Raw genomic sequence first — 25,160 nt, forward strand, 5'->3', positions numbered from 1 at the left:
GGCAGCCAACGAAAAGAAGGAAAAAACGCGTGCTCAATGGGTTGTGGCTGGGGTTCTTCGGGATGGCGGCGCTCGCAGCGCTGGGACGGTGGCTCGTCGGCGGCGACCCGACCGTGTTCGCGGCGCTGGTCGAAAGCCTGTTCGCGATGGCGCGGCTGGCCGTCGAGGTGATGGTGCTGCTGTTCGGCACGCTCACGCTGTGGCTGGGCTTCCTGCGCATCGCCGAAGCTGCCGGGCTCGTCGGCTGGCTGGCGCGCCTGCTCGGGCCGCTGTTCCGGCGGCTGATGCCGGGCGTGCCGGCGGGGCATCCGGCGCTCGGGCTCATCACGATGAACTTCGCGGCCAACGCGCTGGGGCTGGACAACGCCGCCACGCCGATCGGCCTGAAGGCCATGCGCGAGCTGCAGCGCCTGAACCCCGACCCCGTGACGGCCACCAACGCGCAGATCCTGTTCCTGGTGCTGAACGCCTCGTCACTGACCTTGCTTCCGGTCACCATCTTCATGTACCGGGCGCAACAGGGCGCGAGCGACCCGACGCTGGTGTTCCTGCCGATCCTGCTGGCCACGAGCGCCTCGACGCTGGTGGGCCTGCTGTCGGTGGCGGTGGTGCAGCGCCTGCGGCTGTGGGACCCGGTGGTGCTGGCCTACCTGGTGCCGGGCGCGCTGCTGCTGGGCGGCTTCATGGCGCTTTTGGGCACGCTGTCGGCGGCGGCCATCGCCTCGCTGTCGTCGCTGCTGGGCAACCTCACGCTGTTCGGCGTGATCATCGTGTTCCTGGCGGCCGGCGCGATCCGGCGCGTCAAGGTCTACGAGGCCTTTGTCGAAGGCGCGAAGGAAGGCTTCGACATCGCGAAGCACCTGCTGCCCTACCTCGTCGCGATGCTGTGCGCGGTGGGCGTGCTGCGCGCCTCGGGCGCGCTCGATTTCGCGCTCGACGGCCTGCGCTGGCTGGTGCAGGCGGGCGGCTGGGACGCGCGCTTCGTCGATGCCATGCCCACGGCGCTCGTCAAGCCCTTCTCGGGCAGCGCGGCCCGCGCGATGCTCATCGAGACCATGAAGACCCAGGGCGTCGACAGCTTCCCCGCGCTGGTGGCCGCCACCATCCAGGGCAGCACCGAAACCACGTTCTACGTGCTGGCGGTGTACTTCGGCGCGGTGGGCATCCAGCGTGCGCGGCACACCGTGGCCTGTGCCTTGCTGGCGGAGCTGGCGGGGGTGGTGGCTGCGATTGCGGTCTGCTACTGGTTCTTCGGCTGAGCCCGCCTACTTGCGGGGCTCGACCACCGGGAACATCAGGTCGAAGTTGTCGAGCATCCCGAACAGCTCGCCCAGCTTCGCCCGGTTGCCGTCGATCTTCACGAGCCCCGACTGCACCGCCTCCGGAAAGGTCGTCTGCTTCAGCGTGATCGCGTCGAGCGTCGCCCGGCTCAATGTGACCGTGGCGTCTGCGCCGGCCGCCTGCTGGTTCTTCACGTGCGTGAGCGCCGAGTTCTCCAGCGTCAGCACGAACTTCTGGTTCGAATCGGTGAAGTTCCAGTTGACCACCATCGTCTTGCCCTCCGCCTTGGCCGCGTCGAGCCGCACGCCGAGGAAGTCGAAGAAGAGCTCGTTGCTCACCGCCTTGAGCGTGTCGCCGTTCGCGCTGCTGCCGCCCGGGATCTTCGGCACGCCGTTGCGCAGTTCCATCGCGCCCACCAGGTAGGCGCTGCGCCAGGTGCCCGCCTCCGACTGGTAGCCCAGCTGTTCGAGCGCGTCGGCGCCGAGTTCGCGCGCCGCGCGGTTGGCCGGGTCGGCGTACACCACCTGGCTCATCGCGCTGGCCACCCAGCGGTACTCGCCCTTCTTGAAGTCTTCACGCGCGCGCGCCACCACCGCGTCGGCGCCGCCCATGTACTCGACCGTCTTCTTCGCCTGCGCCACGGGGGGCAGCGGGTTCAGGTTGGCCGGGTTCGCGTCGTACCAGCCCAGGTACTTCTGGTAGACCGCCTTCGCGTTGTGGCGCAGCGTGCCGTAGTAGCCGCGCGTGGACCACTCCTGCTCCAGGCTCGCGGGCATGCGCAGCGTCTCGGCGATCTCGGGTGCCGTGTAGCCGTGGTTCAGCAGGCGCAGCGACTGGTCGTTGATGAACTTGTACATGTCGCGCTGCTTCTTCAGCAGGTCGACGATGCGTTCGCGCCCCGTGGTGGGCCAGTGGTGCTGCGCGATGAGCACGTCGGTCTTGTCGCCGAAGGCCACGCGGGCCTCGTCGATGTATTTGGCCCACAGGTTGCCGTCGCGCACCTCGGCGCCGCGGATCGTGTACAGGTTGTGCATGTTGTGCGTCACGTCCTCGGCCATGTTGAGCACGCGGAACTGCGGCAGGTACATGAGCATCTCGGACGGCGCCTCCGAGCCCGGCACCAGCTGGAACACGATTTGCACGCCGTCGATGGTGCGCTCTTCGGTGGTCTTCTCGATGGTCGAGGTGGGCGCGATCAGCGTCACGCTGCCGCGCGCCAGCGCCTTGCCCAGCCCCGTGTCGATCTGCCCGCGCGCGCCCGGCGGCAGCAGCGTGCCGAACTGGTACTGCGAGCGGCGGTTCATCGCGTTGCCCGCCAGGATGTTCTCGGCCACCGCCGACTCCATGAAGCCCGAAGGCGCGATCACCTGCACCTTGCCCGCGGCCACGTCGGCCTCGTTGACCACGCCCTTCACGCCGCCGAAATGGTCGGCATGGCCGTGCGTGTAGATCACCGTGCCGACCGGCTTCTTCGGGCGGTGCTGGTAGTACAGCTCGAGCGCAGCGCGCGCGGTCTCGGCGGCCAGCAGCGGGTCGATCACGATCAGCGAGGTGTCGCCTTCGACGATGGTGACGTTCGCCAGGTCGAAGCCGCGCACCTGGTAGACCCGGTCGGTCACCTTGAACAGGCCGTGGATCGCATTGAGCTGCGCCTGCCGCCACAGGCTCGGGTTGACCGTGTCGGCCGCCTCGTTCGCCTTCAGGAAGTCGTAGGGCTTCATGTTCCAGACCGGGCGCGGGCCGCTGCCCGTCACCAGCGCGTCGGGCACGGTGCCGATGAAGCCGCGCATCGCGTCCTCGAAGTCCTGCTTGTTGGCGAAGGGCAGCGCCTTCGCCATGTCGGCGTTGGCCTTCAGCGTGACGGGCTCGGCCGCCTTGGGCGCGACCACCGGCTGCGCCGTGGCGGTGAAGGCACAGGCCCAGGCGACGAGGGCCAGGGAGAAACGGGCGGAAGGCGCGGAAGCAGAAGCAGAAGCAATGCGGGTCATCGATGTCTCGGGGTTGTTGTCTGTCGAACGACGGGGGCACGGGAAGGCAGCGGCCGATTTTCGGAAGCGCCCAACCCCTTGGCAAATGCAAAATGTGCGCTTGCTTTTGAACCGAAACGCAAAATGCAGCTGCGCCACCTCCAGCACCTGATCGCCCTCGCCGAGCAAGGCAGCTTCGGGCGTGCCGCGCAGGCCGTGCACCTGTCGCAGCCCGCGCTCTCGCGCAGCATCGACGCGCTGGAGCAGGCGCTGAAGGCGCGCCTGGTCGATCGCGCCTACGGCACCGTGCGCTTCACGCAGGCCGGCGAGCTGGTGCTGGCGCGGGCCCGCGAGCTGGTCGCCGACGCGCGGCAGATCCAGCGCGAGGTGCAGCAGCTCGAAGGCCTCACGCTCGGCAGCCTCAACGTCGGCCTGGGCCCGTTCGCGGCCGGGCTGCTGGGGCGCGCGGCGCTCTCGCTCATGACGCAGCGCCACCCGCAGCTGCTGATGCGCATGGAAGTGGCCGACACCCCCACCCTCAGCGAGCGCCTGCACCGGCGCCAGATCGACCTGTTCATTGCCGACACCCGCGACCTGAAGAAGCAGCCCGGCCTGAAGCTGGCGCGGCTGCCCAACGTGCCGGTGTCCTTCTTCGTGCGGCCCCGGCATCCATTGCTCAGGCAGCCGGCGCCGGTCACGCTCGAGCAGCTCATGGACTACCCGGTGGCCGGCCCCAACCTGCCGGCCGAGGTGGCCGCGCATTTCGACCGGCAGATCCGCCGCACCGACCGCGGCGTGTTCAATGTGACCTGCGACGACGCCGACACGCTGCGGCACCTCGCGCTCACGGCCCACGCGGTGATCCTGGCGCCCCACGCGCCCGGCCTCGCGCCCGAGACCGCCGCGCTCGCGCCGCTGCCGGTGGCGGGCCTGTCGCGCATGCGCACCCACTACAGCCTGGTGACGCTGGCGGGCCGCACGCCCTCGGCCGCCGCCACCGTCTATACCCGGCTGGTGACCGAGTTGCTCGGGCCGGTTCAGCAGCCCGCCAGAGCCTGAGCCAAAATGGCCCCTTCTCCGCCGCTCACCGCCTTGCCGTCCGTTCTCCCGTGACCACCTCCCGCCGGGCCCAGCCCCCCTCCTTCTCGCCCGGCGAATTCCGCAAGGCACTCGGCATGTTCGCCACCGGCGTGACCATCGTCACCGCACGCGCGGCCGACGGCAGCCTGGTCGGCCTCACGGCCAACTCGTTCAACTCGGTGTCGCTCGCGCCGCCGCTGGTGCTGTGGAGCCTGGCGCGCGCGGCCGCGTCGATGTCCGCGCTGCGCGCCGGCTCGCACTACGCGGTCAACATCCTGGCCGCCAACCAGAAGACGCTGGCGGAGCGCTTCGCCACCAAGAACATCGACCGCTGGGCCGACGTGGCTTACACCGAAGGCCTGGGCGGCGCGCCGGTGCTGCAGGGCGCGGCGGCGAGCTTCGAGTGCTTCAACCGCAGCCGCTACGACGAAGGCGACCACGTGATCTTCGTGGGCGAGGTGGAGCGCTGCACGCACGACCCCGACGCCTCGCCGCTGCTGTTCCACGGCGGGCGCTTCTACACCGAGCACCCGTTGTGAAACACCCCGCGCTGCTGGCCGTCCTGCTGCTCGCCGCGCGGATCGCCACGGCGCAGGGCACCGTCGAGCCATCGCCGCTGCGGCAGAACTGGTTCGACGACCCCTTCTTCCAGGTCGCCGCGGGCCTGCCGGCCTGCCCCATGCCGCAGGGCCCCTACTACACCGCCGAGGAACGCCGCGCGCAGACCCACTCGCGGCTGGAGCGCGGCACCAGCTGCTGGCTCGCCGGCAAGTGCACCGACAGCAACGCCTACCGCTACGACAAGCCGCTCGCGCCCAAGGTGCGCGCCGCGCTGCTCGCGGTGCCGGGCGTGCGCCGCAGCAGCGTGTGGGTCACGGTGCAGCGCCGCTGGGTCTACCTGCAGGGCTGCGTGCCCGACGCGGCGCTGGCCCGCAAGCTCGAACGCGCGGCGCGCACCGTGGCCGACGTCGAGACCGTGGTGCCCGACCTGATGGTGGGCACACGCGGCAAGCCGCCCTACCCGCTGGCCGGACACTGAGCAGCGCCGCACGGTGCGGGCGCCGTCGCGCTACGATCATCGGATGAATTCGGCGGCTGTTCGCCGTCTTTGCCGCCACCGATTGACCGCGAATGATCCAGCGCAAGACCCACCTCGACTCCCTGGCCATCGGCCTGCTCATCGTCTGCTGCGCGTTCTGGGGCCTGCAGCAGATCCTCATCAAGACCACCGTGACCGAGGTGCCGCCGCTGTGGCAGGCCACGGTGCGCATGGTCGGCGCGGTGGCGCTGCTGTGGCTGTGGTGCGCGGTGCGGCGCGTGCCGCTGTTCGAGCGCGACGGCACGCTGTGGCCCGGGCTGCTGGCCGGCTTGCTGTTCGCGGGCGAGTTCGCCGGCATCTACCTGGGGCTGCAGCACACCAGCGCCTCGCGGCTCACGGTGTTCCTCTACACGGCCCCCTTCTGGGTCTCGCTGCTGCTGCCGCGCTGGGTGCCGGCCGAGCGGCTACGCGGCTTCCAGTGGCTGGGCCTGTTCATCGCCTTCGCGGGCGTGGTGCTGGCCTTCAGCGAGGGCTTCGGCCACATGAGTTCGTCGCAACTCATCGGCGACGGCATGGCGCTGGCGGCCGGCATGCTCTGGGGCCTGACCACGCTCACGCTGCGCACCACGCGCCTGGCCACGGCCAGCGCCGAGAAAACGCTCTTCTACCAGGTCGCCGTGACCGCCGCCGTGTGCCCGGTGCTGTCGCTCGCGCTGGGCGAGACCTGGGGCTTCTCGTACTCCGCCTGGGCCTGGACTTCCATCGGCCTGCAGACGGTGGTCGGCGCTTTCGCCAGCTACCTCACTTGGATGTGGCTGCTGCGGCACTACCCGGCCACGCAGATGTCGTCCTTCACCTTTCTCACGCCGCTGTTCGCGCTGATCTTCGGCGTGGCGCTGCTGAAGGAGCCGCTCACGCTGCAGCTGGTGGTGGCGCTGATCGGCGTGGCGCTGGGCATCGTGCTGGTGAACCGGCGGCCTGCGGTACAACGCCCGGCATGAGCAAGACACTCCACCGGTTCCAGCCCGTCCTCGACGAGATCGTCGCCACCCTGCGCCTGCAGCTCGGCCAGGGCGGCACCGTGGCCAGCTACATCCCGGCGCTGGCGCGCGTCGATGCGCGGCAGTTCGGCATCGCGCTGCGCACCTGCGACGGCGAAGAAGCCGGCGCGGGCGACTTCGAGACGCCCTTCTCCATTCAAAGCGTGTCCAAGCTCTTCACGCTGACGCTCGCCATGCAGCGCATGGGCGATGCGCTGTGGGAGCGCATCGGGCGCGAGCCCTCGGGCAACCCCTTCAACTCGCTGGTGCAGCTGGAGAACGAGCAAGGCAAGCCGCGCAACCCCTTCATCAATGCCGGCGCCATCGCGGTGGCCGACCGGCTCGTGAGCCAGGCCAAGGCCAAGGGCGGCAGCGCCAAGGCCGACATCCTCGCGCTCATGACCAGCCTGTGCGGCGAGCGCATCGGCTTCGATGGCGAGGTGGCGCAGTCGGAGGCCGACACGGGCTTTCGCAACGTCGCGCTGGCCAACTTCATGAAGAGCTTCGGCAAGATCGACAACGATGTGGCCGAGGTGCTCGACACCTACTTCCACCAGTGCGCCCTGCGCATGAGCTGCCGCCAGCTCGCGCGCGCCGCCGCCTTCCTGTGCCGCGACGGTGCGCACCCGATCGCCGGCGAGCCCGAGGTCACGGGCGAGCGGCAAACGCGCCGCATCAATTCGCTGATGCTCACCTGCGGCACCTACGACGCGGCCGGCGACGTGGCCTTTTCGATCGGCCTGCCCTGCAAGAGCGGCGTGGGCGGCGGCATCGTCGCGGTGGTGCCCGACCAGCTCACGCTGTGCGTGTGGTCGCCGGCGCTCGATGCGACCGGCAACTCGCTGCTGGGCATGAAGGCGCTGGAGATGTTCGTGGCGCGCACCGGGCTGTCGGTGTTCTGACCTGCATTCAGGCCGCGACGGCCACCGGCGCCGTCGGCAGGCAGCCCATGCCGTCGAGCGCGGCCTCCACGGCCTCTTCGAGCGGCGTGTGCGGCTCGCGGCCCAGGAAGGCCACCAGCTTCGCGTTGTCCATGCCCACGGGCGTGCGCCACAGGTAGCGCATCTCGCGCAGTTCGCGAAAGGTGACGACGAACGGCGAAGCCAGCGCCAGCAGCCACCACGGGAAGGCCGACACGCGCACCTGGGCGCCGGTGCGCCGGGCCACCACCTTGCGGATCGCGTCGCTCATGCGCGTGCCGTCGGCGTCCCAGTGGCCGGTCATGTGAAAGCGCGCGAAGGGCGCGAGCCGGTCGCGCCGCGCCAGCAGCTCGACCATGGTGCGGGCCACGTCCGGCAGGTACGACCACTGGTGGCCGACACCGGGGTCGCCGGGACAGCTGACGGCCCTGACCGGTTGGCCCGCCTTCACCAGCCCCTGCGAGAACCAGTTGTTGCCGGCCTTCGGGCCGAAGAAGTCGCCGGCGCGCACGATCAGCACGCGCGCGCCCTCGCGACTGGCGTCTTCGAGGCGCCTTTCCATCTCGACGCGGATCGCGCCCTTGGCGGTGAGCGGGCGCTGCGGCGAGTCTTCGGCCAGCAGCGGGAAGGCATCGGGGCCGAAGTTGTAGACCGTGCCGGGCAGCACGACGGTCGCGCCCTCGGCCTTCGCGGCGGCCAGGGTGCTGTCGAGCATCGGCAGCACCAGCTCCGACCAGCCGCGATAACCCGGCGGATTGACGGCATGCACGATGACCGCGCAGCCCTTCGCGGCCCGCCGCACGGCCTGCGCGTCCATCGCGTCGCCGGCCAGCCAGGTGATGCCCTCGCGCTTGCCTTCGACCGCACCGCGCTTCAGGGCGCGCACCTCCCAGCCCGCATCGCACAGCTGGCGGGCCACCTCGCCGCCGATGCCGCCCGTGGCGCCGAGCACCAGAACCGTGTTGTCGTTGCGTGCCATGAAATGCTCCTGAACAGTGATCGATGGACGAATTCTGGGCAGGATGGGGTTCGAATGGAATTGCCGAACATGCACCATCGGCCATACATTTCCGTATGACATGGAACATCAGCTGGGAGCTGTACCGCTCCTTCCTCGGCGTGCTGCGCGAAGGCTCGCTCTCCGGCGCGGCGCGCGCGCTCGGCATCACGCAACCCACCGTGGGGCGCCACGTGGCAGCGCTCGAAGAAGCGCTGGGCGTGGTGCTCTTCACCCGCTCGCAGGTGGGCCTGCTGCCCACCGAGGTGGCGCTGGCGCTGCGCACGCATGCCGAGGCCATGGAAAGCACCGCCGCCTCGCTGCAGCGCGCGGCCAGCAGCCAGGGCGACGGCGTGCGCGGCGTGGTGCGGGTGTCGGTCAGCGAGGTGGTCGCGGTGGAGGTGCTGCCGCCCGTCGTGGCGCGGCTGCGCGAAGCGCACCCGGCGCTCAAGGTCGAGCTGGTGGCGACCAACCGCGTGCAAGACCTGCTGCGGCGCGAGGCCGACATCGCCGTGCGCATGGTGCGGCCCCGGCAGGCGCAGCTGGTGGCGCGCCGCATCGGGAACATCGAGCTGGGCTTCCATGCCCACACCAGCTACCTCGCGCGCCACGGCACGCCGCGCACGCCCGATGACCTGGCGGCGCACGCGCTCATCGGCTACGACCAGCCCTCGGCCTTCGTGCGCGAGGCGATCAAGTCCTTCAAGTCGGTCACGGGCTTCACGCGCGACGCCTTTGCGCTGCGCACCGACAGCGACCTCGCGCAGCTGGCCCTCATCCGCGCCGGCGCGGGCATCGGCGTATGCCAGGTGGGCCTGGCCAAGCGCGACGCCGCGCTGGTGCGCCTGCTGCCGCGCGCGCTCTCGCTCAAGCTCGACACCTGGGTCACGATGCACGAGGACCTGCGCCACAGCCCGCGCTGCCGCGTGGCCTTCGATGCGCTGGTCGAGGGCTTGCAACAGTACGTTGGCGCGGCTTCCATGCCCGCGCCCCGGGCGACAATGCCCCGCGCAAGACCCAAAGCTTCTCCCTGAATGACGACGACCGATTCCCCCGACCACCTCCCCCTGCAGGAACCCCGCCTCTGGCGCGACGACCTCTGGACCGCCCGCATCATCAAGAACGAGGAAGACGACGGCTGGGCCGTCGAGATGACCCGCCACGGCGACCCCGAGCCCGCACTCGTCGGCCCCTGGACCATGGGCCGCGACAAGAAGAACCCCAAGCCGCTGGACACCCCCGCCTTCCACACGCTGGTGAAGACCGCCGCCGAGGTGATCCGCCGCCACGAACAGCAGCTGCACGCCACGCTCAACAAGAGCGTGACGGTCACAGCGCGCAACGACCAACGCGTGCGCGTGGCGCTGTCGATCGTGCCCGACGAAGACAACCCCTCGGCCACGCTCACGGCCTACGACGATGCCGACGACTCGGAACTGGCGAGCGTGAACGTGTCGCCCGCGTTCCGGCTCACGACCTCGAGCGCCACCGCGTGGATCGAGTCGGACTACGCACGCCCGCGCAGCTGATGTGTTCAGGCGCTGCGCGCGAATAGCACACGCGCCGCCCTTTCGCCAATTAGCGAAAAAGCGTATGTTCACGCCGGGGTGAGTTGAGAAGAATCCGCCCCAACGAGCAATCGTTCCCAGTCATACGACGCCCGCTGCCAGTGCTGCCAGCGAGGTGTCGGGCAATTAAGCCCGAATCGGTTTCACCACCGGTTCGGGCTTTTTTGTTTTTTCGGTCGCAACAACGCCTTTTCAAAACGGATGCGCGTCATCCGGTGGCGCAGCTTTGCCCGAAGAAAAAGCACTGGCAGCACAGCGCTCGTTTGCAGGGGCCGCGCGGCGGGAGGAGACACCCACCACGCGGTTCCGAAGGTCGGATGTTCCTGATGACTCGCACAAAACCAAAGCAAAGGAATTTGACATGACGAACGCTTTCAACCGCCGCCAGATCGTGAAGACCGGCGGCTCGATGATCGTGCTGGGCGCCGCCTCCGGCGTGGCCGGCCTGGCCCGCGCGCAGGACGGCGCCACCGTGAAGCTCGGCCTGCTGCATTCGCTCTCGGGCACCATCGCCATCGCCGAGGCCTCGCTGGTCGACGCCGAGAAGCTGGCCATCGAGGAGATCAACGCCGCCGGCGGCGTGATGGGCAAGAAGATCGAGGCCGTGGTCGAAGACGGCGCGAGCGAGAACTCGGTGTTCGCCGAGAAGGCCCGCAAGCTGCTGGAGCGCGACAAGGTCGCGGCCATCATCGGCTGCTACACCTCGGCCTCGCGCAAGGCGCTGCTGCCGGTGCTCAACCAGGCCAAGGGCCTGCTGTTCTACCCCACCTACTACGAGGGCCAGGAGCAGGACAAGCGCGTGTTCTACCCCTCGCAGGAAGCCACGCAGTCGGTGATCGCGGCGGTGGAATGGATGGCGCGCGAGAAGGGCAAGAACTTCTTCCTCGTCGGCTCCGACTACATCTACCCGCGCACCTGCAACAAGATCGCCAAGCCCGCCATCGCCAAGGCCGGCGGCAAGGTGCTCGGCGAGGAGTACGCGCCGCTGGGCCACACCGAGTTCTCGTCGATCATCAACAAGATCAAGGCCGCCAAGCCCGACTGCATCTACAGCACCGTGGTGGGCGGCTCCAACGTGGCCTTCTACAAGCAGCTGCGCGCGGCGGGCCTGGACGGCGCCAAGCAGGTGCTGCTGTCCACCGTGGTGTCGGAAAACGAGATCGACGGCATCGGCAAGGACAACGCCGCGGGCTACTACGCCTGCATGGGCTACTTCCAGAGCATCAAGTCGCCGGCCAACGAGAAGTTCGTGAAGGCCTTCAAGGCGAAGTACGGGCAGGACCGCGTGATCGGCGACCCGATGGAGGTGGCCTACAACAGCGTGTACCTGTGGAAGCTGGCGGTGGAAAAGGCCAAGTCCTTCGACGTGGACAAGGTCACGGCCGCCGCCGCGGGCGTGGAGATCGAGGCGCCCGAGGGCACGGTGCGCATCCACGCCACCAACCACCACGTGTGGAAGAAGGTGCGCGTGGGCCGCGCGCGGCCCGACGGGCAGTTCGACATCGTGTGGGAATCGCCGCAGCTGGTCGAGCCCAACCCCTTCCCGAAGGTCTGAACGCGATGAACTTCGACATCGCGGTGATGCAGGTGTTCAACGGCGTGAGCCTGTTCACCATCCTGCTGCTCATGGCCATCGGGCTGGCCATCGTGTTCGGCCTGATGGGCGTCATCAACATGGCGCACGGCGAGCTGATGGCGCTGGGCGCCTACATGACCTACCTGGCGGCGCGCTTCTTCGCGCACTACGCGCCGGGCTTCATGGACCTGTACCTGTTCGCCGCGATTCCGTTCGCGTTCGCCGTGACCTTCGCGTTCGGCTATGTGCTGGAGCGGGGCTTCATCCGCTTCTTCTACGACCGCCCGCTGGACACCCTGCTGGCCACCTGGGGCCTGAGCCTCATGCTGCAGCAGGCCTACCGCTCGATCTTCGGCGCGCAGGAGGTGAGCGTGCCGCTGGCCTCGTGGCTGGCGGGGGCGTGGGAGCCGACGGCGGGCATCCAGCTGCCGCTGAACCGCATCTTCATCGTCGGGCTCACGGCCCTGGTGGCGGTCGGCGTGTACCTGCTGCTGTACCGCACGCCGTGGGGGCTGAAGGTGCGCGCGGTGACGCAGAACCGCGCCATCGCCGGCGCGGTGGGCATCGACACGCACCGCGTCGACGCAATGACCTTCGCGCTGGGCTCGGGCCTGGCGGGCATCGCGGGCGCGGTGTTCACCATGATCGGTTCGACCAACCCCGGCACGGGCCAGCTGTACATCGTCGACTCGTTCATCGTGGTGGTGTTCGGCGGCGTGCAGAGCCTCATCGGCACCGCGCTCTCGGGCTTTGCCATCGCGCAGTCGCAGACCTGGCTCGAGTACCTCATGAGCGGCTCGATGGCCAAGGCCACGATCCTGCTGCTGGTGATCGCGGTGCTGTACTTCCGGCCGAACGGCCTGTTCGCCACGCGGTCGAGGAGCTGAGGCATGCACGGTCTTTCTCCTCAACGCAAGCGCGACATCGGCGCCCTGCTCGCGGTGCTGGTGCTGCTGGCCGTGGTGCTGCCGCTCACGCTCGACCCGTTCCGCCTCAACCTCGTGAGCAAGTACCTGGCCTTCGCGTTCGTCGCGGTGGGCGTGGTGCTCACCTGGGGCTACGGCGGTGTGCTGAGCCTGGGCCAGGGCATGTTCTTCGGCCTGGGCGGCTACATGATGGCCATGTTCCTCAAGCTCGAGGCCTCGGCGCCCGAGCTGCCGGACTTCATGGTGTGGAGCAGCGTCGAGCAGCTGCCCGCGTGGTGGCAACCCTTCCACTCGCTGGGCTGGACCGTGGTGGGCATCCTCGTCGTGCCCGCCGTGCTGGCCTACGTGTTCTCGTACGCGATCTTCAAGCGGCGCGTGAGCGGCGTGTACTTCGCGATCGTCACGCTGTCGCTGGCGCTCACGCTCACCGTGGTGGTGGTCGGCCAGCAGGGCGACACCGGCGGTGCCAACGGCATCACCGATTTCCGCACGCTGCTGGGCTGGGACATCGCGGGCGATGAAGCCAAGCGCACGATGTACTTCGTCGAGGTGGCGGCCATCGCGCTCGTGATGGTGGTGTCGCTCGCCATCGTGCGCAGCCGCTTCGGCAAGCTGCTGATCGCCATCCGCGACAAGGAAGACCGCGTGCGCTTCAGCGGCTACAACACGGCGCACATGAAGGCCTTCGTGTTCGCGGTGGCAGCCGTGCTTTCGGCCATCGGCGGTGCGTTCTACAGCCTGCAGGTGGGGCTGATCGCGCCGGGCGTGATCGGCGTCGTGGCCTCGGTCGAGATGGTGATCTACGCGGCGGTCGGCGGACGGCTGTCGATTCCCGGTGCGGTGATCGGCGCGCTCTTGATCGGCTTTCTCAAGTCGTACCTGTCGGAGACCTTCCCCGAAGGCTGGCTGTACGTGCTGGGCGCGGTGTTCATCCTCGTGGTGTGGGCGATGCCGAACGGGCTCGCGGGCCTGGGCGAGAGGCTCATGCGCCGTCGGGGTGCCGCGGAGGTGGCGCCATGAACGCCACGATGACGATGCCCAACGGCGGGCTGCCGCAGGCCGCCTCGGCGGTGCCGCCGTCGAGCGAGCAGATCCTGCGCATCGAGGACCTCACCGTGTCCTTCGACGGCTTCAAGGCCGTGGACGGGCTCAGCCTCTCGGTGGAGCGCAACGAGCTGCGCGTGATCATCGGCCCGAACGGCGCCGGCAAGACCACGCTGCTCGACATGGTGTGCGGCAAGACCAAGCCCAGCGCGGGCCGCGTGCTGTTCAACGGCCAGGACCTCGGTCGCCTGAACGAGTACGAGATCGTGCGCGCCGGCGTGGGCCGCAAGTTCCAGACGCCCTCGGTCTACGAAGACCTCACGGTGCTGGAGAACTTCGAGATCTCGCTGCCGCGCATGCACGGCCTGCTGCAGTCGCTCACCTTCCGCCGCACGCCCGCCGTGCGCGCGCGCATCGACGCGATGGCCGAGCAGGTCTTCCTGGCCGATCGCCTGGGCCACCGCGCCGGGCAGCTCAGCCACGGGCAGAAGCAGTGGCTCGAGATCGGGATGCTGCTGATGCAGGAGCCCGAACTGCTGCTGCTCGACGAGCCCGTGGCCGGCATGAGCCCGCGCGAGCGCGAGCAGACCGGCGACCTGCTGCGGCGCATCTCGGCCGGCAAGTCGGTGGTCGTGATCGAGCACGACATGGACTTCGTCAAGCGCATCGCGCACCGCGTCACGGTGCTGCACCAGGGCAAGTTGCTGAGCGAAGGCACGGCGGCCGAAGTGCAGGCCGACCCGCGCGTGATCGACGTGTACCTCGGCCATTGAGAAGAAGGAGAAACCCAGATGCTTGAAGTATCCGAACTCAACGTGGCATATGGCGAATCGCACGTCATCCGCGATGTGTCGCTGCGCGTCGCGCCCGACGAGGCGGTCGCCATCATGGGCCGCAACGGCATGGGCAAGACCACCTTGCTGAAGTCGCTCATCGGCCTCTTGCCCGCGCGCGGCGGAAGCATTCGCCTGGGCGATGCCGACATCACGACGCTGCCCAGCTACCAGCGCGTGGCGCAAGGCCTGGCCTTCGTGCCGCAGGGGCGCATGGTGTTTCCGTTCCTCACGGTGGAGCAGAACATCCTCGCCGGTGCCGCAAGGTCGGGCCACCGCACGGTGCCCGACTACCTCTACACCTTCTTCCCCGTGCTCAAGGACATGAAGCAGCGCAAGGCCGGCAACCTCTCGGGCGGCCAGCAGCAGATGCTGGCGATTGCGCGCGCGCTCATCTCGGAGCCGAAGGTGCTGATCCTCGACGAACCCACCGAGGGCATCCAGCCTTCGATCATCAAGGAGATCGCGCAGACGCTGAACGTGCTGCGCGCCGAACGCGGCTTCGCCGTCGTGGTGTCGGAGCAGGTGCTGAGCTTCGCGCTCGACCTGGCCGACCGCTTTCTCGTCATCGACCGGGGCCGCATCGTGCATGACGAAGCGCGCGCGAGCCTCGACCAGGACAAGGTCAGGTCTTTCCTGACCGTGTAGCCCTTCCTCTTTTTTCCTTCAACCACTCTTCAGGAGCAGCGTCATGAGACATGGTGATATTTCGAGCAGCAACGATTGCGTCGGCGTCGCGGTCGTTAACTACAAGATGCCCCGCCTGCACACCAAGGCCGAGGTGCTGGACAACGCACGCAAGATCGGCGAGATGCTGGTCGGCATGAAGAAAGGCCTGCCGGGCATGGACCTGGTGATCTTTCCCGAGTACTCCACGCACGGGATCATGTACGACGCCAAGGAGATGTACGACACCGCGTCGGCCATCCCCGGCGAGGAGACCGCGATCTTCGCGGACGCGTGCCGGCGCGCCAACGTGTGGGGCGTGTTCTCGCTCACCGGCGAGCGCCACGAGGAGCACCCGAACAAGGCGCCCTACAACACGCTGATCCTCATGAACAACCAGGGCGAGATCGTCCAGAAGTACCGCAAGATCATGCCGTGGGTGCCCATCGAGGGCTGGTACCCGGGCGACTGCACCTACGTGAGCGAAGGCCCCAAGGGCATGAAGATGAGCCTGATCATCTGCGACGACGGCAACTACCCCGAGATCTGGCGCGACTGCGCGATGCGCGGGGCCGAGCTCATCATCCGCTGCCAGGGCTACATGTACCCGGCCAAGGAGCAGCAGATCATGGTCTCCAAGGCCATGGCCTTCATGAACAACACCTACGTGGCGGTGGCCAACGCGGCCGGCTTCGACGGCGTGTACTCGTACTTCGGCCACTCCGCGCTCATCGGCTTCGACGGCCGCACGCTCGGCGAATGCGGCGAGGAAGAGATGGGCATCAACTACGCCGAACTGTCGATGGGCCTGATCCGCGACGCGCGCAAGAACGGCCAGTCGCAGAACCACCTGTTCAAGCTGGTGCACCGCGGCTACACCGGCACCATCAACTCGGGCGACGGCGACAAGGGCGTGGCGGCCTGCCCCTACAACTTCTACACGCAGTGGATCAACGACCCCGAGGGCACGCGCGAGCGGGTGGAGTCGTTCACGCGCAGCACGGTCGGCACGCCCGAGTGCCCGATCGAGGGCATTCCGAACGAACCGGCCAAGCACCGCTGAAGCACCGCTCCATGGACCACGACATCTTCGACCTCGGCGATGTCGCGCTGCAGCGGGGGGCCACCCTGCGCGGCGCGAAGCTCGCCTACAAGACCTACGGCACGCTCAACGCACAGAAGAGCAACGCCATCGTCTATCCGACCTGGTACTCGGGCCAGCACACCGACAACGAGTGGCTCATCGGCCCCGGCATGGCGCTGGACCCGGCGAAGTACTTCATCATCGTGCCCAACATGCTGGGCAACGGCCTCTCGTCCTCGCCGAGCAACACGCCCGAGCCCTACAACCTGGCGCGTTTTCCGAACGTCACGCTCTACGACAACGTGACGCTGCAGCACCGGCTGGTGACCGAGCAGTTCGGCATCGAGCAGCTCGCGCTGGTGGTGGGCTGGTCGATGGGCGCGCAGCAGACCAACCAGTGGGGGTGCCTCTACCCCGAGATGGTGAAGCGCATCGCGCCCTTCTGCGGCTCGGCGAAGACGGCGCCGCACAACATCGTGTTCCTCGAAGGCGTGAAGGCCGCGCTCACGGCCGATGCCGCGTGGAACGGCGGCTGGTACACCGCGCCGCCGACGCGCGGGCTGCGCGCGGTGGGCCGCGTGTACGCGGGCTGGGGCCTGTCGCAGCCCTTCTACATGCAAGAGCTGTGGCGCGCGCTGGGCTTCAGCTCGCTCGAGGATTTCCTGGTCGGCTACTGGGAAGGTTTCTTCCTGAAGAAGGACGCCAACAACCTGCTGGCGATGCTGTGGTCGTGGCAGCACGGCGACATCAGCGACAACCCGGTGTTCAAGGGCGACTTCAAGAAGGCGCTGGGCGCCATCAAGGCCCGCGCGATCGTGATGCCGGCCGAGCGCGACCTGTACTTTCCCGTGGCCGACAACGAATGGGAGGTGTCGCACATGCCGAACGCCGAGTGCCGCCCGATCCCCGGCGTGTGGGGCCACTTCGCGGGCGGCGGCAGCAGCCTGGCCGACACCCGCTTCATCGACAACGCCCTCAAGGAACTGCTCGCCACGCCATGAACGCTCCCGTGCACGATCCGCTCGCCGCCTACCGCATCGAGACCGAGCCCTTCTACCGGCCCGCAAGCAACGAGGTGGCGCTGTACCGGCACGCCTACCGCCACCGCATGCCGCTGATCCTCAAAGGGCCGACCGGTTGCGGCAAGACGCGCTTCGTGGAGCACATGGCGTGGTCGCTCGGGCGGCCGCTGGTCACGCTCGCGTGCAACGAGGACATGACGGCGTCGGACCTCGTGGGCCGCTACCTGCTCGATGCGAACGGCACGGCCTGGCACGACGGGCCGCTGACGCTCGCGGTGCGCCACGGCGGCATCTGCTACCTCGACGAGGTGGTGGAGGCGCGGCAGGACACCACCGTGGTGATCCACCCGCTGACCGACGCGCGCCGCATCCTGCCGCTGGACAAGAAGGGCGAGCTGGTGCACGCGCACCCCGACTTCCAGCTGGTGGTGTCGTACAACCCCGGCTACCAGAGCAGCGCGAAGGACATGAAGCCCTCGACGCGCCAGCGCTTCGCGGCACTGGAGTTCGACTACCCCGATGGCGCGCTCGAAGCGGAGATCGTCGCGCACGAGGCCGGCGTCGGCATCGAGCTCGCCACGAAGCTGGTGGTCATTGCGCACTGCTCGCGCGAGCTCAAGCACCGCGGGCTCGACGAGGGTGTGTCGACGCGCATGCTGATCTACGCGGGCGTGCTGATCCGCGACGGCGTGTCGCCGCGCGACAGCTGCGACATGACGATGACGCGCGCCCTCACCGACGACCCCGACATGGCCAGCGCGCTGCAGGGCTTTGTCGAGGCGCAGTTCGGATGAACAACGGGTTCGGCGCCCTCTCGCTGCTGGCGCGCGGGCTGGCCGGCGTCGATGTCGACGTGCAGCCGCTGGCCGGTGCGCGGGCGGTACTCGTGGGCCGCCGGCTGCTGCTGCCCGAGGGCGACGAAGCCGTTCCCCTGCACCGCGCGATGGTGGCGCATGCAGTCGCGCACCTGCGCCACTCGACGCCTGCGCGACCGGCGCGCACGCTCAAGCCGATGGGCATCGCCGTGGTCTCGGCCCTCGAAGACGCGCGCGTCGAACGGCTGCTGTGCCGCGACTTTCCCGGCCTGCACGGCTGGTTCGTCGCCGCGCTGCCGCCCGCGCCCGATCCGCTCGACCTGCGCTTTGCCGCGCTGGTCGCGCGCATGGACCGCGTGCTGCTGCGCGCCGAGACGCCCGACGACAACCACTGGGTGAACAAGGCGCGCCGCCTGTTCGACGAGACCGTCTCGCGCGCGGGGCTGGAGGACTACGACGCCTTCCGCGCCGTCGCCTCGATCCTCGCCAACGACCTGGGCCAGATGCGCGTGCGCTTCGAGCCGCAGGACTACGCCGTGCCCGCGCCCTGGCGCGACGACAACAGCTACCTGTGGGACTTCGGCGAGGCCGAGACGCCGCCCGACGAAGCCATCGCGCTGCAGCAGACCGGCGTGCGGCCACCGCCATCGTCGGATGCCCAGAGCGAAGACAACGAAGCGCCACCCGAAGGCATCGCCGACATGGAACTCGGCCGCTACGCCTACCCCGAATGGGACCGCACGCAGGAGCGCCTGCGCCCCGACTGGTGCACGGTGATCGAGAAGCTGCCCGCGTGGCAGGGCCTGGGCGCGGCGGGCACTTCAACAGCGGCGGGCAACGAGCGCATCGTGCCGCTCGCCCTGCCTCGCGCGCGCCACCTCGACCGCACGCACCGCCTGCGCCGCCAGTGGGAAGGCGACGACATCGACCTGAACGCGGCCATCGAAGTGCTGGTCGATCGCCGCCTGCGCCTGCGGCCCGATGCGCGGCTGTTCATGCGCCCCGGCAAGGGCCCGCGCCCGTCGAGCGTGCTGGTGCTGCTCGACCTCTCCGAGTCGGCCAACGACGCGGGCCACGGCGACGGCGCCGTGTCGCTGCTCGACCTGGAGAAGCAGGCCGCGCTGCTGCTCGCCGCCTCGAACGCGCGCGGCATCGACCGGCTCGCCATCCACGGCTTCTCGTCGAACACGCGCGCCGAGGTGTACTACTACCGCCTGCTCGAATTCGGACAGCCGCTGGCCGCGCCCTCGCGCGCCATGATCGGCGCGGTGCGCGGGCGCTACTCGACGCGCATGGGCGCCGCGCTGCGCCATGCGGCCTCGCACCTGCAGGCCGAGCCGGCCGGGCCGCGCGCGATCCTGCTGGTGACCGACGGCGCGCCCTCGGACATCGACGTGCACGACCCGAAGTACCTGATCGAAGACGCCCGCCAGGCCGTGGCCGAGGCGCGCGACGCCGGCGTGCGCAGCGCCTGCATCGCGGTGGACGGCGCAGCCGACGCGTACGTGCGGCGCATCTTCGGCTGGCGCAACTATTGCATCGCCGACGACGCGCGCAGCCTGCCCGCGCGGCTGGCCCGCATGAGCACGCGGCTGGCCGCCGCCCATTGACCGACCGAATGAAGAAAGCCAGGGAGGAGCACACAATGAGGGCCCACACATCCAGGAGACACCCCAGTGGCTGACAGGGACCCTCTTCGCGTCGGCATTCTGTATTCCGAGACCGGCGTCACCTCGACCATCGGCCTGTCGCAGCTGCAGGGCGCGCTGCTGGCCATCGAGGAGATCAACGCGGCCGGCGGCGTCGACGGCCGCGAGCTCGTGGCCGTGCGCTACGACCCGCAATCGAACCCCGTGCGCTACGCCCAGCTGGCCGAGCGGCTGATCGTGCAGGACCGCGTGAACGTGCTCTTCGGCTGCTACATGTCGAGCAGCCGCAAGGCCGTGATCCCGGTGATCGAGAAGTGGAACAAGCTGCTGTTCTACCCCACGCTGTACGAAGGCTTCGAGTACTCGGGCAACGTGATCTACACGGGCGCGGCGCCCAACCAGAACAGCGTGCAGCTGGCCGAGTTCATGACCACGAACTTCGGTTCGCGCGTGTACCTGATCGGCTCCGACTACATCTACCCCTACGAGTCGAACCGCATCATGGGCGAGCTGGTGATGCAGCGCCCCGGCAGCGAAAAACTCGGCGAGCGCTACGTGGCACTCGACGCCACCGAGAAGGACTACCGCGCGATCATGGACGACATCCACGACAAGCGGCCCGACTTCATCTTCTCGACGGTGGTGGGCGATTCCACCGCGAGCCTGTACCGCGCCTATGCCGAGGCCGGCTTCGACCCGAAGACGATGCCCATCTCGAGCCTCACCACCTCGGAGGCCGAGATCTCGCAGATGGGCCCGGGCGTGGCCACGGGCCATTTCACGGCGGCGCCGTATTTCCAATCGATCGATTCGCCCGCCAACCAGCGCTGCCTGGCGCGGCTGCGCGCGCGCTTCGGCGACGGCTGCGTGCCCAACCTGTGCTGGGAGGCCTCGTACTTCCAGATGCACATCTTCGCCAACGCGTTCCGGCAGGCGGGCACGGACGGCATCGCGGAGATCCTTCCGCACATCCTGGGCAGCGAGTTCGATGCGCCGCAGGGCCGCGTGAAGATCGACCCGACCAACCACCACACCTGCCTGTACCCGCGCATCGGCCGCGTCGACGCGCACGGGCAGTTCACCATCGTGCGCCAGGCGACGCGCCCGGTGTACCCGGACCCGTACCTTGTCACCCACTCGCTGGGCGACTGGACGGCGCGGCTCGATGCGCTGGAGCTCTAGGATGAGGTTGCGCTCCTTCCTTTTTGTTGCGCGAGATGCTTCAGGGCGCGCTCACGCCGACGGGGCACCTTGCTCCGCGAATGTCCCCCGGCCTGCGGCCTCCTCCTTGATTTCGCTGCGCAAGGCACCCCATCAGCGTGAGCGTTGCGAGGAGCAGTCGTTGATCAGGCGCAAACCGACAGCGCGCCCTCGTGCACAGGGCACTGGGTGCTCCCCGCAGCGAAATCAAGGAGGAGCCCGAAGGGCGGGGGAAATTCGCGGAGGGGAGTACCCGGTGTCCTTTGCACGTGCCCTGAACAGCAGCGCGCACAACAAGAGCGTCCCACGAAAGCCCTGACCGTGGACAGCACAGCCCCCAAGCGACACACCCTGCGGGTGACGCCACCGCAGCTCAAGGAGCTGCGGCTGCTGAAGATCGCGGTGATCCACCCCGACGACGCAGACGGCCGGCAGCTCACCCAGCAACTGCAGCGCATCGGCTGCCAGGTGCAGGCCTTCTGGCCGCCCGTGCAGCACCTGCCCGAGGGCATCGACGTGGCCTTCATGGCCGTGCAGCCCGACTTCATCAACCTGCGCTTCGAATGGACCCAGAGCGAGGACGCCCCCGCCGTCATCGCCGTCGTGACCTACGAGAACCCGACCATCATCGAGGCCGTGCTCGAGATCCGCGCCAAGGCCGTGCTGCCGTCGCCGGTGCGCTCGTTCGGCCTGCTGTCGGCGCTGGTGGTCGCGCGCGAAGCGCACAAGGAAAGCCGCTCGCTCGCGCGGCGCCTGCGCAAGACCGAAGCCAAGCTGCTCGGCGTGCGCCAGCTGGCCGAGGCCAAGAGCATCCTCATGAAGACGCATGACGTGTCGGAAGGCCAGGCCCACGACCTGATCCGCGAACAGGCCATGAGCAAGCGCACCACCATGGAAGACATCGCCGCGGCCATCGTCAACGCCAACGAGATCCTCTCGCTGGGCACGCGCGGCCCCAAGCCCGGGCCGGGCTGACGGCACTCAGAGCTGGCGGAACGCCGTCAGCACCTTCAGCACGCTCTGCGTGGCGCCGTCGAGCGTGGCATGCGGGCGGTGCGCGATGCCCAGGCGGCGCGTGAGCTTGGGCGTGACCGGCACGATCTGCATGCGCTCGTTGAGCGCCGCGTCGGTGGTCTGCTGCAGCGGCAGCAGCGCCGCGCCATAACCCGCCGCCACCAGGCTGCGGATCGCCGCGTCGTAGTTGAGTTCGATGCGCGCGCGCGGCGCAAAGCCGGCCGCGGCAAACCACTCCATCGACAGCCGGTACATGTGCGTGGTCGCGTCGTTGAAGATCAGCGGCTGCGTCGCCAGCCAGGCCGGCGTGGCGCGCTTGGGCGCCTTCCAGCGCGGCGGCACGAAGGCCATCATGGGCTGCGTGCGCCACGGCGTGACCACCAGGTCGCGCTGCAGCGGCTGCGGCATCGCCACCAGGCCGATGTCGAGCGTGCCCGCCGCCAGCCGCGCCATCGCCTCGGCCGAGCCGAGGATGCTCACCTCGACGTCGATGCCCGCATGGCCCACGCCCAGCGCCTCGAGCACCTGCGGCAGCAGGTCGACCACCACGCCGGTGGAGGTGCCCAGCCGCACGCGGCCCGTGCGGCCCTCGGCCTGGCGCTTGACGGCCTCCACCGCCTCGTCGGTGTCGCGCAGCAGCTTGCGCCCGCGCTCGACCAGCGCCGCGCCGGCCGCGGTGGGCGTGACGCGGCGGTTGCCGCGTACCACCAGCTGCGCGCCCAGGCGCGATTCGAGCTCGCTGATGTGCAGGCTCACGGTGGGCTGCGCCAGGTGCAGCGCCTGCGCTGCCGCCGAGAAGGTGCCCAGGTCGGCGATGGCGATGAGCGTGCGCAGTTGGTCGAGGTTGAGCTGTCGCATCAGGAATGCTGATTGAATGTGTCAGAAATCTCAACTTCCACAATAGCACGCGCCGCCGGAAGATGAGCGCTCCCCTACCAGGAGCCCACCGTGACCGCGCCGAAGCCACCGTCTTTTCATCAACGCCTGCTGCACGCCCTGCACGACTGGCGCCGCCGCGCCGTGGCACGCCGCCGCGCCCGCGACGACGTGCAGCTGCTGGCGGGCATGAGCGACCACGACCTGCGCGACCTGGGCATCGGCCGCAGCGAAGTCCCCGAGCTGGTCGACCGCAACCGCTACTGACCCGTTGAACCCCGCCTGCGGTTTCTTCAGGAAGCCGCGGGCAATTTGAGGTTCAATCCGGGACGTGCCCTCCACCGCCTCCCCTGCCCTTCTTTCCATCGAACTCACCTCGCCGCAGTCCGTCGACGGACGGCGCGCGGCCTTCCAGTCGCTGTGGCTGCTGGTGCGCATGCAGCACGCCCATGCCCACGGCGGCGGCAGCGGTGTCGTGCGGCTGGCCGACCTGCGCGGCGAGGTGTCCGACGCCAGCACGCTGCGCATGGTCGTGAGCCGCGCGTTCCGCGACTTCAAGGCCTGGGGCCTGGAGGTCGGCTGGGGCGAAGACCTGCAGCGCGAGCCGCGCTTTCTCAACGCCGAGCGGCGCAGCCAGGGCCCGTTCTGGCTGCCGGCCGCGCAGGCCAAGCGCCTGCGCCTGCTCGTGGACAACCGCCCGGCGACCGCCGCCGAGGTGGCGTCGTTTCTCGGCCTGCGTTCGCGCAAGGCACAGGCCGCCGGCACGATCACGCCGCCCGACGCCGTGCACCTGCAGGACGCCGCATTCTGGAAACAGCTGGTCGCCTCGCAGCAGGCCGCGCGCCAGGGCCGGCTGATGTCGCCGGTCGCAGGCGGAACCGGCGGCAGCGCGCTCGAGGCCATCCGCCTGGCCGGCACGCTGGCCGCCAGCGACTTCCAGCGCGCGCTGGTCACGCTCAACGAAGCGATGCTGTGGCGCCGGCTCGGCGACAACGAACAGGCGCGCCGGCGGCTGCAGGCGCTCAAGAAGCAGCGGCTCGCGCACCACGTGGCGGGCAACGACTACCTGGGCGCCATGGAATGCATCGTCTCGGCCTGGTGCGCCTACACCGCGCGCGACCTGCCGCTGGCGCAGTCGCTGCTGGGCGGCATGGCGCAAGACCCGGCGCGTGCGCTGGTGCTGCGCCACCACCCCGACGTGCGCTTCGAGTGGTGCAACCTGTGGGCACTGGCCTGCCGCTCGCGCGCCCTCGCGCTGGCCGTCGACGACCGCCCGGCCGCCGCCGCGCTGGCCGAAGAGTCGCTGCAGCGCTTCGGCGAAGCGCTGGCCGCGGCCTTCGAGTCGCACTCCTTCGACGCCGCGCAGCACGTGGCGGCCAACATGGGCATGGCCGCGTGGCTGTTCGACCGTGTGGGCCTGGGCGACCTGCCGGCGCTCGCGCACGACGGCCACCGGGCCGACACCACGCGCCGCGCGGTGCAGTGGATCGCCTTCAGCGAATGGCTGTGCGGCCACACCGACGGCCAGGGCCGCTCGGCATGGAACGCGATCTACCTGATGCGCATCGCGCGCGGCCACTGCCGGCCCGACGCGCAACCCACGCTCGCGCAGTTCCGCGCGCAGAAGCCGCTCGACCCGGCCGCCATGTCGAAACTCGCGGGCCCACTCGCCGACGCCTTCGACACCGCGAACTGGCCCGCGCGCTGGGTCGACGTGGCGCAGGCGCGGCTGGCCGACCACCAGGCCGGGCGACGCCGCTACCCCGGCCTGCAGCAGGGCAGCCTGCTGTTCGAGCACGCGTGGTACGCGGCGCACGCGGGCGACCTGAAGGCGGCCGAGCACTCGCTGGGCCTGCTGCGCGAGGTGCTGCCGCAGCTGGTGCCGAGCGACCGCGCCTACTTCACCGAGTCGTGGAACGATGCGCTGCCGGCCGAGTTGGTGCTGGAGGCGAAGCCGCCGAGGCGGCCGTCGGCCCCTAGGAAGCGCTGAGCGCCTGCTGCACGCGCTCGCGCAGCACCGGCAGCACCTCGCGCTCGAACCACGGATGGTGCTGGAACCACGCGGTGTTGCGCGGCGATGGATGCGGCAGCGGAACGAAGCGCGGTGCGTAGTCCGCAAAGGCCTCGACGGTCTCCGTCACGCCGCCGCGCGCGGCCTTGCCGAGGAAGTGGCGTTGCGCGTACTGCCCGATGAGCAGCGTCAGCGCAATGTGCGGCATCTGTGCCAGCAGGCGGTCGTGCCACAGCGGCGCGCACTCCTTGCGCGGCGGCAGGTCGCCACTCTTGCCGCGGCCCGGGTAGCAGTAGCCCATGGGCACGATCGCGATGCGCGTCGCGTCGTAGAACAGCTCGCGGTCGATGCCGAGCCAGCGGCGCAGCTGGTCGCCGCTCTTGTCGTTCCACGGCACGCCGGTCTGGTGCACCGTGAGGCTGGGCGCCTGGCCGACGATCAGCAGCCGCGCGCTCGCACTGGCCTGCACGATCGGGCGCGGCCCGAGCGGCAGGTGCGCCTTGCATGCGCGGCAGGCGCGGATCTCGGCGAGCAGCGCATCCACGATGCTGA

At 69.3% G+C, this 25,160-nt stretch carries 25 protein-coding genes; 21 read left to right on the forward strand and 4 right to left on the reverse strand.

The annotated features are described in order from the left end of the window. The first annotated feature begins 29 nt into the window (after window positions 1-29). Window positions 30-1,259 carry a nucleoside recognition domain-containing protein gene (locus AC3WQM_RS27305; protein ID WP_492683145.1) on the forward strand — a complete coding sequence of 410 codons (1,230 nt, stop codon included), beginning with the start codon at window positions 30-32 and terminating at the stop codon, window positions 1,257-1,259. Between the two features lie 6 nt (window positions 1,260-1,265). Here the strand turns inward: AC3WQM_RS27305 and AC3WQM_RS27310 are convergent, their stop codons facing one another. After that, on the reverse strand, window positions 1,266-3,269 hold the full coding sequence (locus AC3WQM_RS27310) for an alkyl/aryl-sulfatase (RefSeq protein WP_492683147.1): 2,004 nt from the start codon (window positions 3,267-3,269) through the stop codon (window positions 1,266-1,268). A 123-nt stretch (window positions 3,270-3,392) separates the two neighbouring features. On the opposite strand from AC3WQM_RS27310, the gene AC3WQM_RS27315 reads away from it, so the two are divergent. From AC3WQM_RS27315 to AC3WQM_RS27335, 5 genes are all read left to right on the forward strand, one after another. Beyond that, a complete protein-coding gene (locus AC3WQM_RS27315) occupies window positions 3,393-4,307 on the forward strand; it encodes a LysR family transcriptional regulator (RefSeq protein WP_139703541.1) in 915 nt (304 codons plus the stop codon). Window positions 4,308-4,357: 50 nt separating this feature from the next. Next, a complete protein-coding gene (locus AC3WQM_RS27320) occupies window positions 4,358-4,867 on the forward strand; it encodes a flavin reductase family protein (RefSeq protein WP_095948513.1) in 510 nt (169 codons plus the stop codon). Further along, a complete protein-coding gene (locus tag AC3WQM_RS27325; RefSeq protein WP_492683149.1) occupies window positions 4,864-5,367 on the forward strand; it encodes a BON domain-containing protein in 504 nt (167 codons plus the stop codon). The genes AC3WQM_RS27320 and AC3WQM_RS27325 overlap by 4 nt, the downstream gene beginning before the upstream one ends. Window positions 5,368-5,459: 92 nt before the next feature. Next, on the forward strand, window positions 5,460-6,368 hold the full coding sequence (locus AC3WQM_RS27330) for a DMT family transporter (RefSeq protein WP_139703533.1): 909 nt from the start codon (window positions 5,460-5,462) through the stop codon (window positions 6,366-6,368). Further along, window positions 6,365-7,309, forward strand: a complete 945-nt coding sequence (locus AC3WQM_RS27335) for a glutaminase (RefSeq protein WP_492683151.1) — start codon at window positions 6,365-6,367, stop codon at window positions 7,307-7,309. The genes AC3WQM_RS27330 and AC3WQM_RS27335 overlap by 4 nt, the downstream gene beginning before the upstream one ends. 7 nt (window positions 7,310-7,316) lie before the next feature. Here the strand turns inward: AC3WQM_RS27335 and AC3WQM_RS27340 are convergent, their stop codons facing one another. Continuing rightward, window positions 7,317-8,306, reverse strand: a complete 990-nt coding sequence (locus tag AC3WQM_RS27340) for an NAD-dependent epimerase/dehydratase family protein (RefSeq protein WP_492683153.1) — start codon at window positions 8,304-8,306, stop codon at window positions 7,317-7,319. A 95-nt stretch (window positions 8,307-8,401) separates the two neighbouring features. On the opposite strand from AC3WQM_RS27340, the gene AC3WQM_RS27345 reads away from it, so the two are divergent. From AC3WQM_RS27345 to AC3WQM_RS27405, 13 genes are all read left to right on the forward strand, one after another. Then, entirely contained in the window at window positions 8,402-9,358 is a 957-nt protein-coding gene (locus tag AC3WQM_RS27345) for a LysR family transcriptional regulator (RefSeq protein ID WP_492683155.1), read from the forward strand. Further along, on the forward strand, window positions 9,359-9,853 hold the full coding sequence (locus AC3WQM_RS27350; protein ID WP_070061358.1) for a hypothetical protein: 495 nt from the start codon (window positions 9,359-9,361) through the stop codon (window positions 9,851-9,853). A 400-nt stretch (window positions 9,854-10,253) separates the two neighbouring features. Next, window positions 10,254-11,447: an urea ABC transporter substrate-binding protein gene (gene urtA / locus AC3WQM_RS27355; RefSeq protein WP_070061359.1), complete on the forward strand. Its 1,194-nt coding sequence runs from the start codon at window positions 10,254-10,256 to the stop codon at window positions 11,445-11,447. A gap of 5 nt (window positions 11,448-11,452) precedes the next feature. Next, window positions 11,453-12,355: an urea ABC transporter permease subunit UrtB gene (gene urtB / locus AC3WQM_RS27360; RefSeq protein WP_062470432.1), complete on the forward strand. Its 903-nt coding sequence runs from the start codon at window positions 11,453-11,455 to the stop codon at window positions 12,353-12,355. Window positions 12,356-12,358: 3 nt separating this feature from the next. After that, window positions 12,359-13,414 (forward strand): urea ABC transporter permease subunit UrtC, encoded by a 1,056-nt coding sequence (gene urtC / locus AC3WQM_RS27365; RefSeq protein WP_492683157.1) that lies wholly within the window; start codon window positions 12,359-12,361, stop codon window positions 13,412-13,414. A gap of 14 nt (window positions 13,415-13,428) precedes the next feature. Continuing rightward, complete coding sequence (gene urtD / locus AC3WQM_RS27370) at window positions 13,429-14,211, forward strand: urea ABC transporter ATP-binding protein UrtD (protein WP_070061447.1); 783 nt, start codon at window positions 13,429-13,431, stop codon at window positions 14,209-14,211. Window positions 14,212-14,229: 18 nt separating this feature from the next. Continuing rightward, the gene (urtE, locus tag AC3WQM_RS27375) at window positions 14,230-14,919 is read left to right on the forward strand and encodes an urea ABC transporter ATP-binding subunit UrtE (RefSeq protein WP_492683159.1); all 690 of its coding nucleotides are present in this window, start codon (window positions 14,230-14,232) and stop codon (window positions 14,917-14,919) included. Between the two features lie 43 nt (window positions 14,920-14,962). Beyond that, window positions 14,963-16,000, forward strand: coding sequence for an aliphatic amidase (locus AC3WQM_RS27380; RefSeq protein WP_307582648.1), 1,038 nt, complete (start codon window positions 14,963-14,965; stop codon window positions 15,998-16,000). Window positions 16,001-16,011: 11 nt separating this feature from the next. Then, window positions 16,012-17,022 carry an alpha/beta fold hydrolase gene (locus AC3WQM_RS27385; protein WP_492683161.1) on the forward strand — a complete coding sequence of 337 codons (1,011 nt, stop codon included), beginning with the start codon at window positions 16,012-16,014 and terminating at the stop codon, window positions 17,020-17,022. After that, entirely contained in the window at window positions 17,019-17,837 is an 819-nt protein-coding gene (locus AC3WQM_RS27390) for a CbbQ/NirQ/NorQ/GpvN family protein (protein ID WP_492683163.1), read from the forward strand. The genes AC3WQM_RS27385 and AC3WQM_RS27390 overlap by 4 nt, the downstream gene beginning before the upstream one ends. Further along, the gene (locus AC3WQM_RS27395; protein ID WP_492683165.1) at window positions 17,834-19,468 is read left to right on the forward strand and encodes a nitric oxide reductase activation protein NorD; all 1,635 of its coding nucleotides are present in this window, start codon (window positions 17,834-17,836) and stop codon (window positions 19,466-19,468) included. Before AC3WQM_RS27390 ends, AC3WQM_RS27395 begins: the two co-directional genes overlap by 4 nt. A gap of 66 nt (window positions 19,469-19,534) precedes the next feature. Then, window positions 19,535-20,689, forward strand: coding sequence for a transporter substrate-binding domain-containing protein (locus tag AC3WQM_RS27400; protein WP_492683167.1), 1,155 nt, complete (start codon window positions 19,535-19,537; stop codon window positions 20,687-20,689). A gap of 339 nt (window positions 20,690-21,028) precedes the next feature. After that, window positions 21,029-21,682 carry an ANTAR domain-containing response regulator gene (locus tag AC3WQM_RS27405; protein ID WP_492683169.1) on the forward strand — a complete coding sequence of 218 codons (654 nt, stop codon included), beginning with the start codon at window positions 21,029-21,031 and terminating at the stop codon, window positions 21,680-21,682. A gap of 6 nt (window positions 21,683-21,688) precedes the next feature. Here AC3WQM_RS27405 and AC3WQM_RS27410 read toward each other — a convergent pair whose 3' ends face one another. Beyond that, a complete protein-coding gene (locus AC3WQM_RS27410) occupies window positions 21,689-22,579 on the reverse strand; it encodes a LysR family transcriptional regulator (RefSeq protein ID WP_492683171.1) in 891 nt (296 codons plus the stop codon). Window positions 22,580-22,669: 90 nt separating this feature from the next. Here AC3WQM_RS27410 and AC3WQM_RS27415 point away from each other — a divergent pair, with 90 nt between their 5' ends. Together AC3WQM_RS27415 and AC3WQM_RS27420 are read left to right on the forward strand one after the other, a co-directional pair. Beyond that, window positions 22,670-22,864 carry a YjiS-like domain-containing protein gene (locus AC3WQM_RS27415; RefSeq protein ID WP_492683173.1) on the forward strand — a complete coding sequence of 65 codons (195 nt, stop codon included), beginning with the start codon at window positions 22,670-22,672 and terminating at the stop codon, window positions 22,862-22,864. A 64-nt stretch (window positions 22,865-22,928) separates the two neighbouring features. Further along, on the forward strand, window positions 22,929-24,587 hold the full coding sequence (locus tag AC3WQM_RS27420) for a hypothetical protein (RefSeq protein WP_492683175.1): 1,659 nt from the start codon (window positions 22,929-22,931) through the stop codon (window positions 24,585-24,587). Here AC3WQM_RS27420 and AC3WQM_RS27425 read toward each other — a convergent pair. Further along, window positions 24,574-25,152 (reverse strand): uracil-DNA glycosylase family protein, encoded by a 579-nt coding sequence (locus AC3WQM_RS27425; RefSeq protein WP_492683177.1) that lies wholly within the window; start codon window positions 25,150-25,152, stop codon window positions 24,574-24,576. The genes AC3WQM_RS27420 and AC3WQM_RS27425 overlap by 14 nt on opposite strands. Window positions 25,153-25,160: the final 8 nt, after the last annotated feature.

Source organism: Variovorax sp. FW301-JW7, from assembly GCF_058788795.1.

Bases quoted from the DNA above. Each gene is read 5' to 3' on its own strand.
- urtD (WP_070061447.1), top strand. From the start codon at position 13,429: ATGCCCAACGGCGGGCTGCCGCAGGCCGCCTCGGCGGTGCCGCCGTCG.
- AC3WQM_RS27410 (WP_492683171.1), bottom strand. From the start codon at position 22,579: ATGCGACAGCTCAACCTCGACCAACTGCGCACGCTCATCGCCATCGCC.
- AC3WQM_RS27350 (WP_070061358.1), top strand. From the start codon at position 9,359: ATGACGACGACCGATTCCCCCGACCACCTCCCCCTGCAGGAACCCCGC.
- AC3WQM_RS27340 (WP_492683153.1), bottom strand. From the start codon at position 8,306: ATGGCACGCAACGACAACACGGTTCTGGTGCTCGGCGCCACGGGCGGC.
- AC3WQM_RS27315 (WP_139703541.1), top strand. From the start codon at position 3,393: ATGCAGCTGCGCCACCTCCAGCACCTGATCGCCCTCGCCGAGCAAGGC.
- AC3WQM_RS27390 (WP_492683163.1), top strand. From the start codon at position 17,019: ATGAACGCTCCCGTGCACGATCCGCTCGCCGCCTACCGCATCGAGACC.
- urtB (WP_062470432.1), top strand. From the start codon at position 11,453: ATGAACTTCGACATCGCGGTGATGCAGGTGTTCAACGGCGTGAGCCTG.
- AC3WQM_RS27345 (WP_492683155.1), top strand. From the start codon at position 8,402: ATGACATGGAACATCAGCTGGGAGCTGTACCGCTCCTTCCTCGGCGTG.
- AC3WQM_RS27330 (WP_139703533.1), top strand. From the start codon at position 5,460: ATGATCCAGCGCAAGACCCACCTCGACTCCCTGGCCATCGGCCTGCTC.
- AC3WQM_RS27310 (WP_492683147.1), bottom strand. From the start codon at position 3,269: ATGACCCGCATTGCTTCTGCTTCTGCTTCCGCGCCTTCCGCCCGTTTC.
- AC3WQM_RS27380 (WP_307582648.1), top strand. From the start codon at position 14,963: ATGAGACATGGTGATATTTCGAGCAGCAACGATTGCGTCGGCGTCGCG.
- AC3WQM_RS27385 (WP_492683161.1), top strand. From the start codon at position 16,012: ATGGACCACGACATCTTCGACCTCGGCGATGTCGCGCTGCAGCGGGGG.
- urtC (WP_492683157.1), top strand. From the start codon at position 12,359: ATGCACGGTCTTTCTCCTCAACGCAAGCGCGACATCGGCGCCCTGCTC.
- urtE (WP_492683159.1), top strand. From the start codon at position 14,230: ATGCTTGAAGTATCCGAACTCAACGTGGCATATGGCGAATCGCACGTC.
- urtA (WP_070061359.1), top strand. From the start codon at position 10,254: ATGACGAACGCTTTCAACCGCCGCCAGATCGTGAAGACCGGCGGCTCG.
- AC3WQM_RS27395 (WP_492683165.1), top strand. From the start codon at position 17,834: ATGAACAACGGGTTCGGCGCCCTCTCGCTGCTGGCGCGCGGGCTGGCC.
- AC3WQM_RS27335 (WP_492683151.1), top strand. From the start codon at position 6,365: ATGAGCAAGACACTCCACCGGTTCCAGCCCGTCCTCGACGAGATCGTC.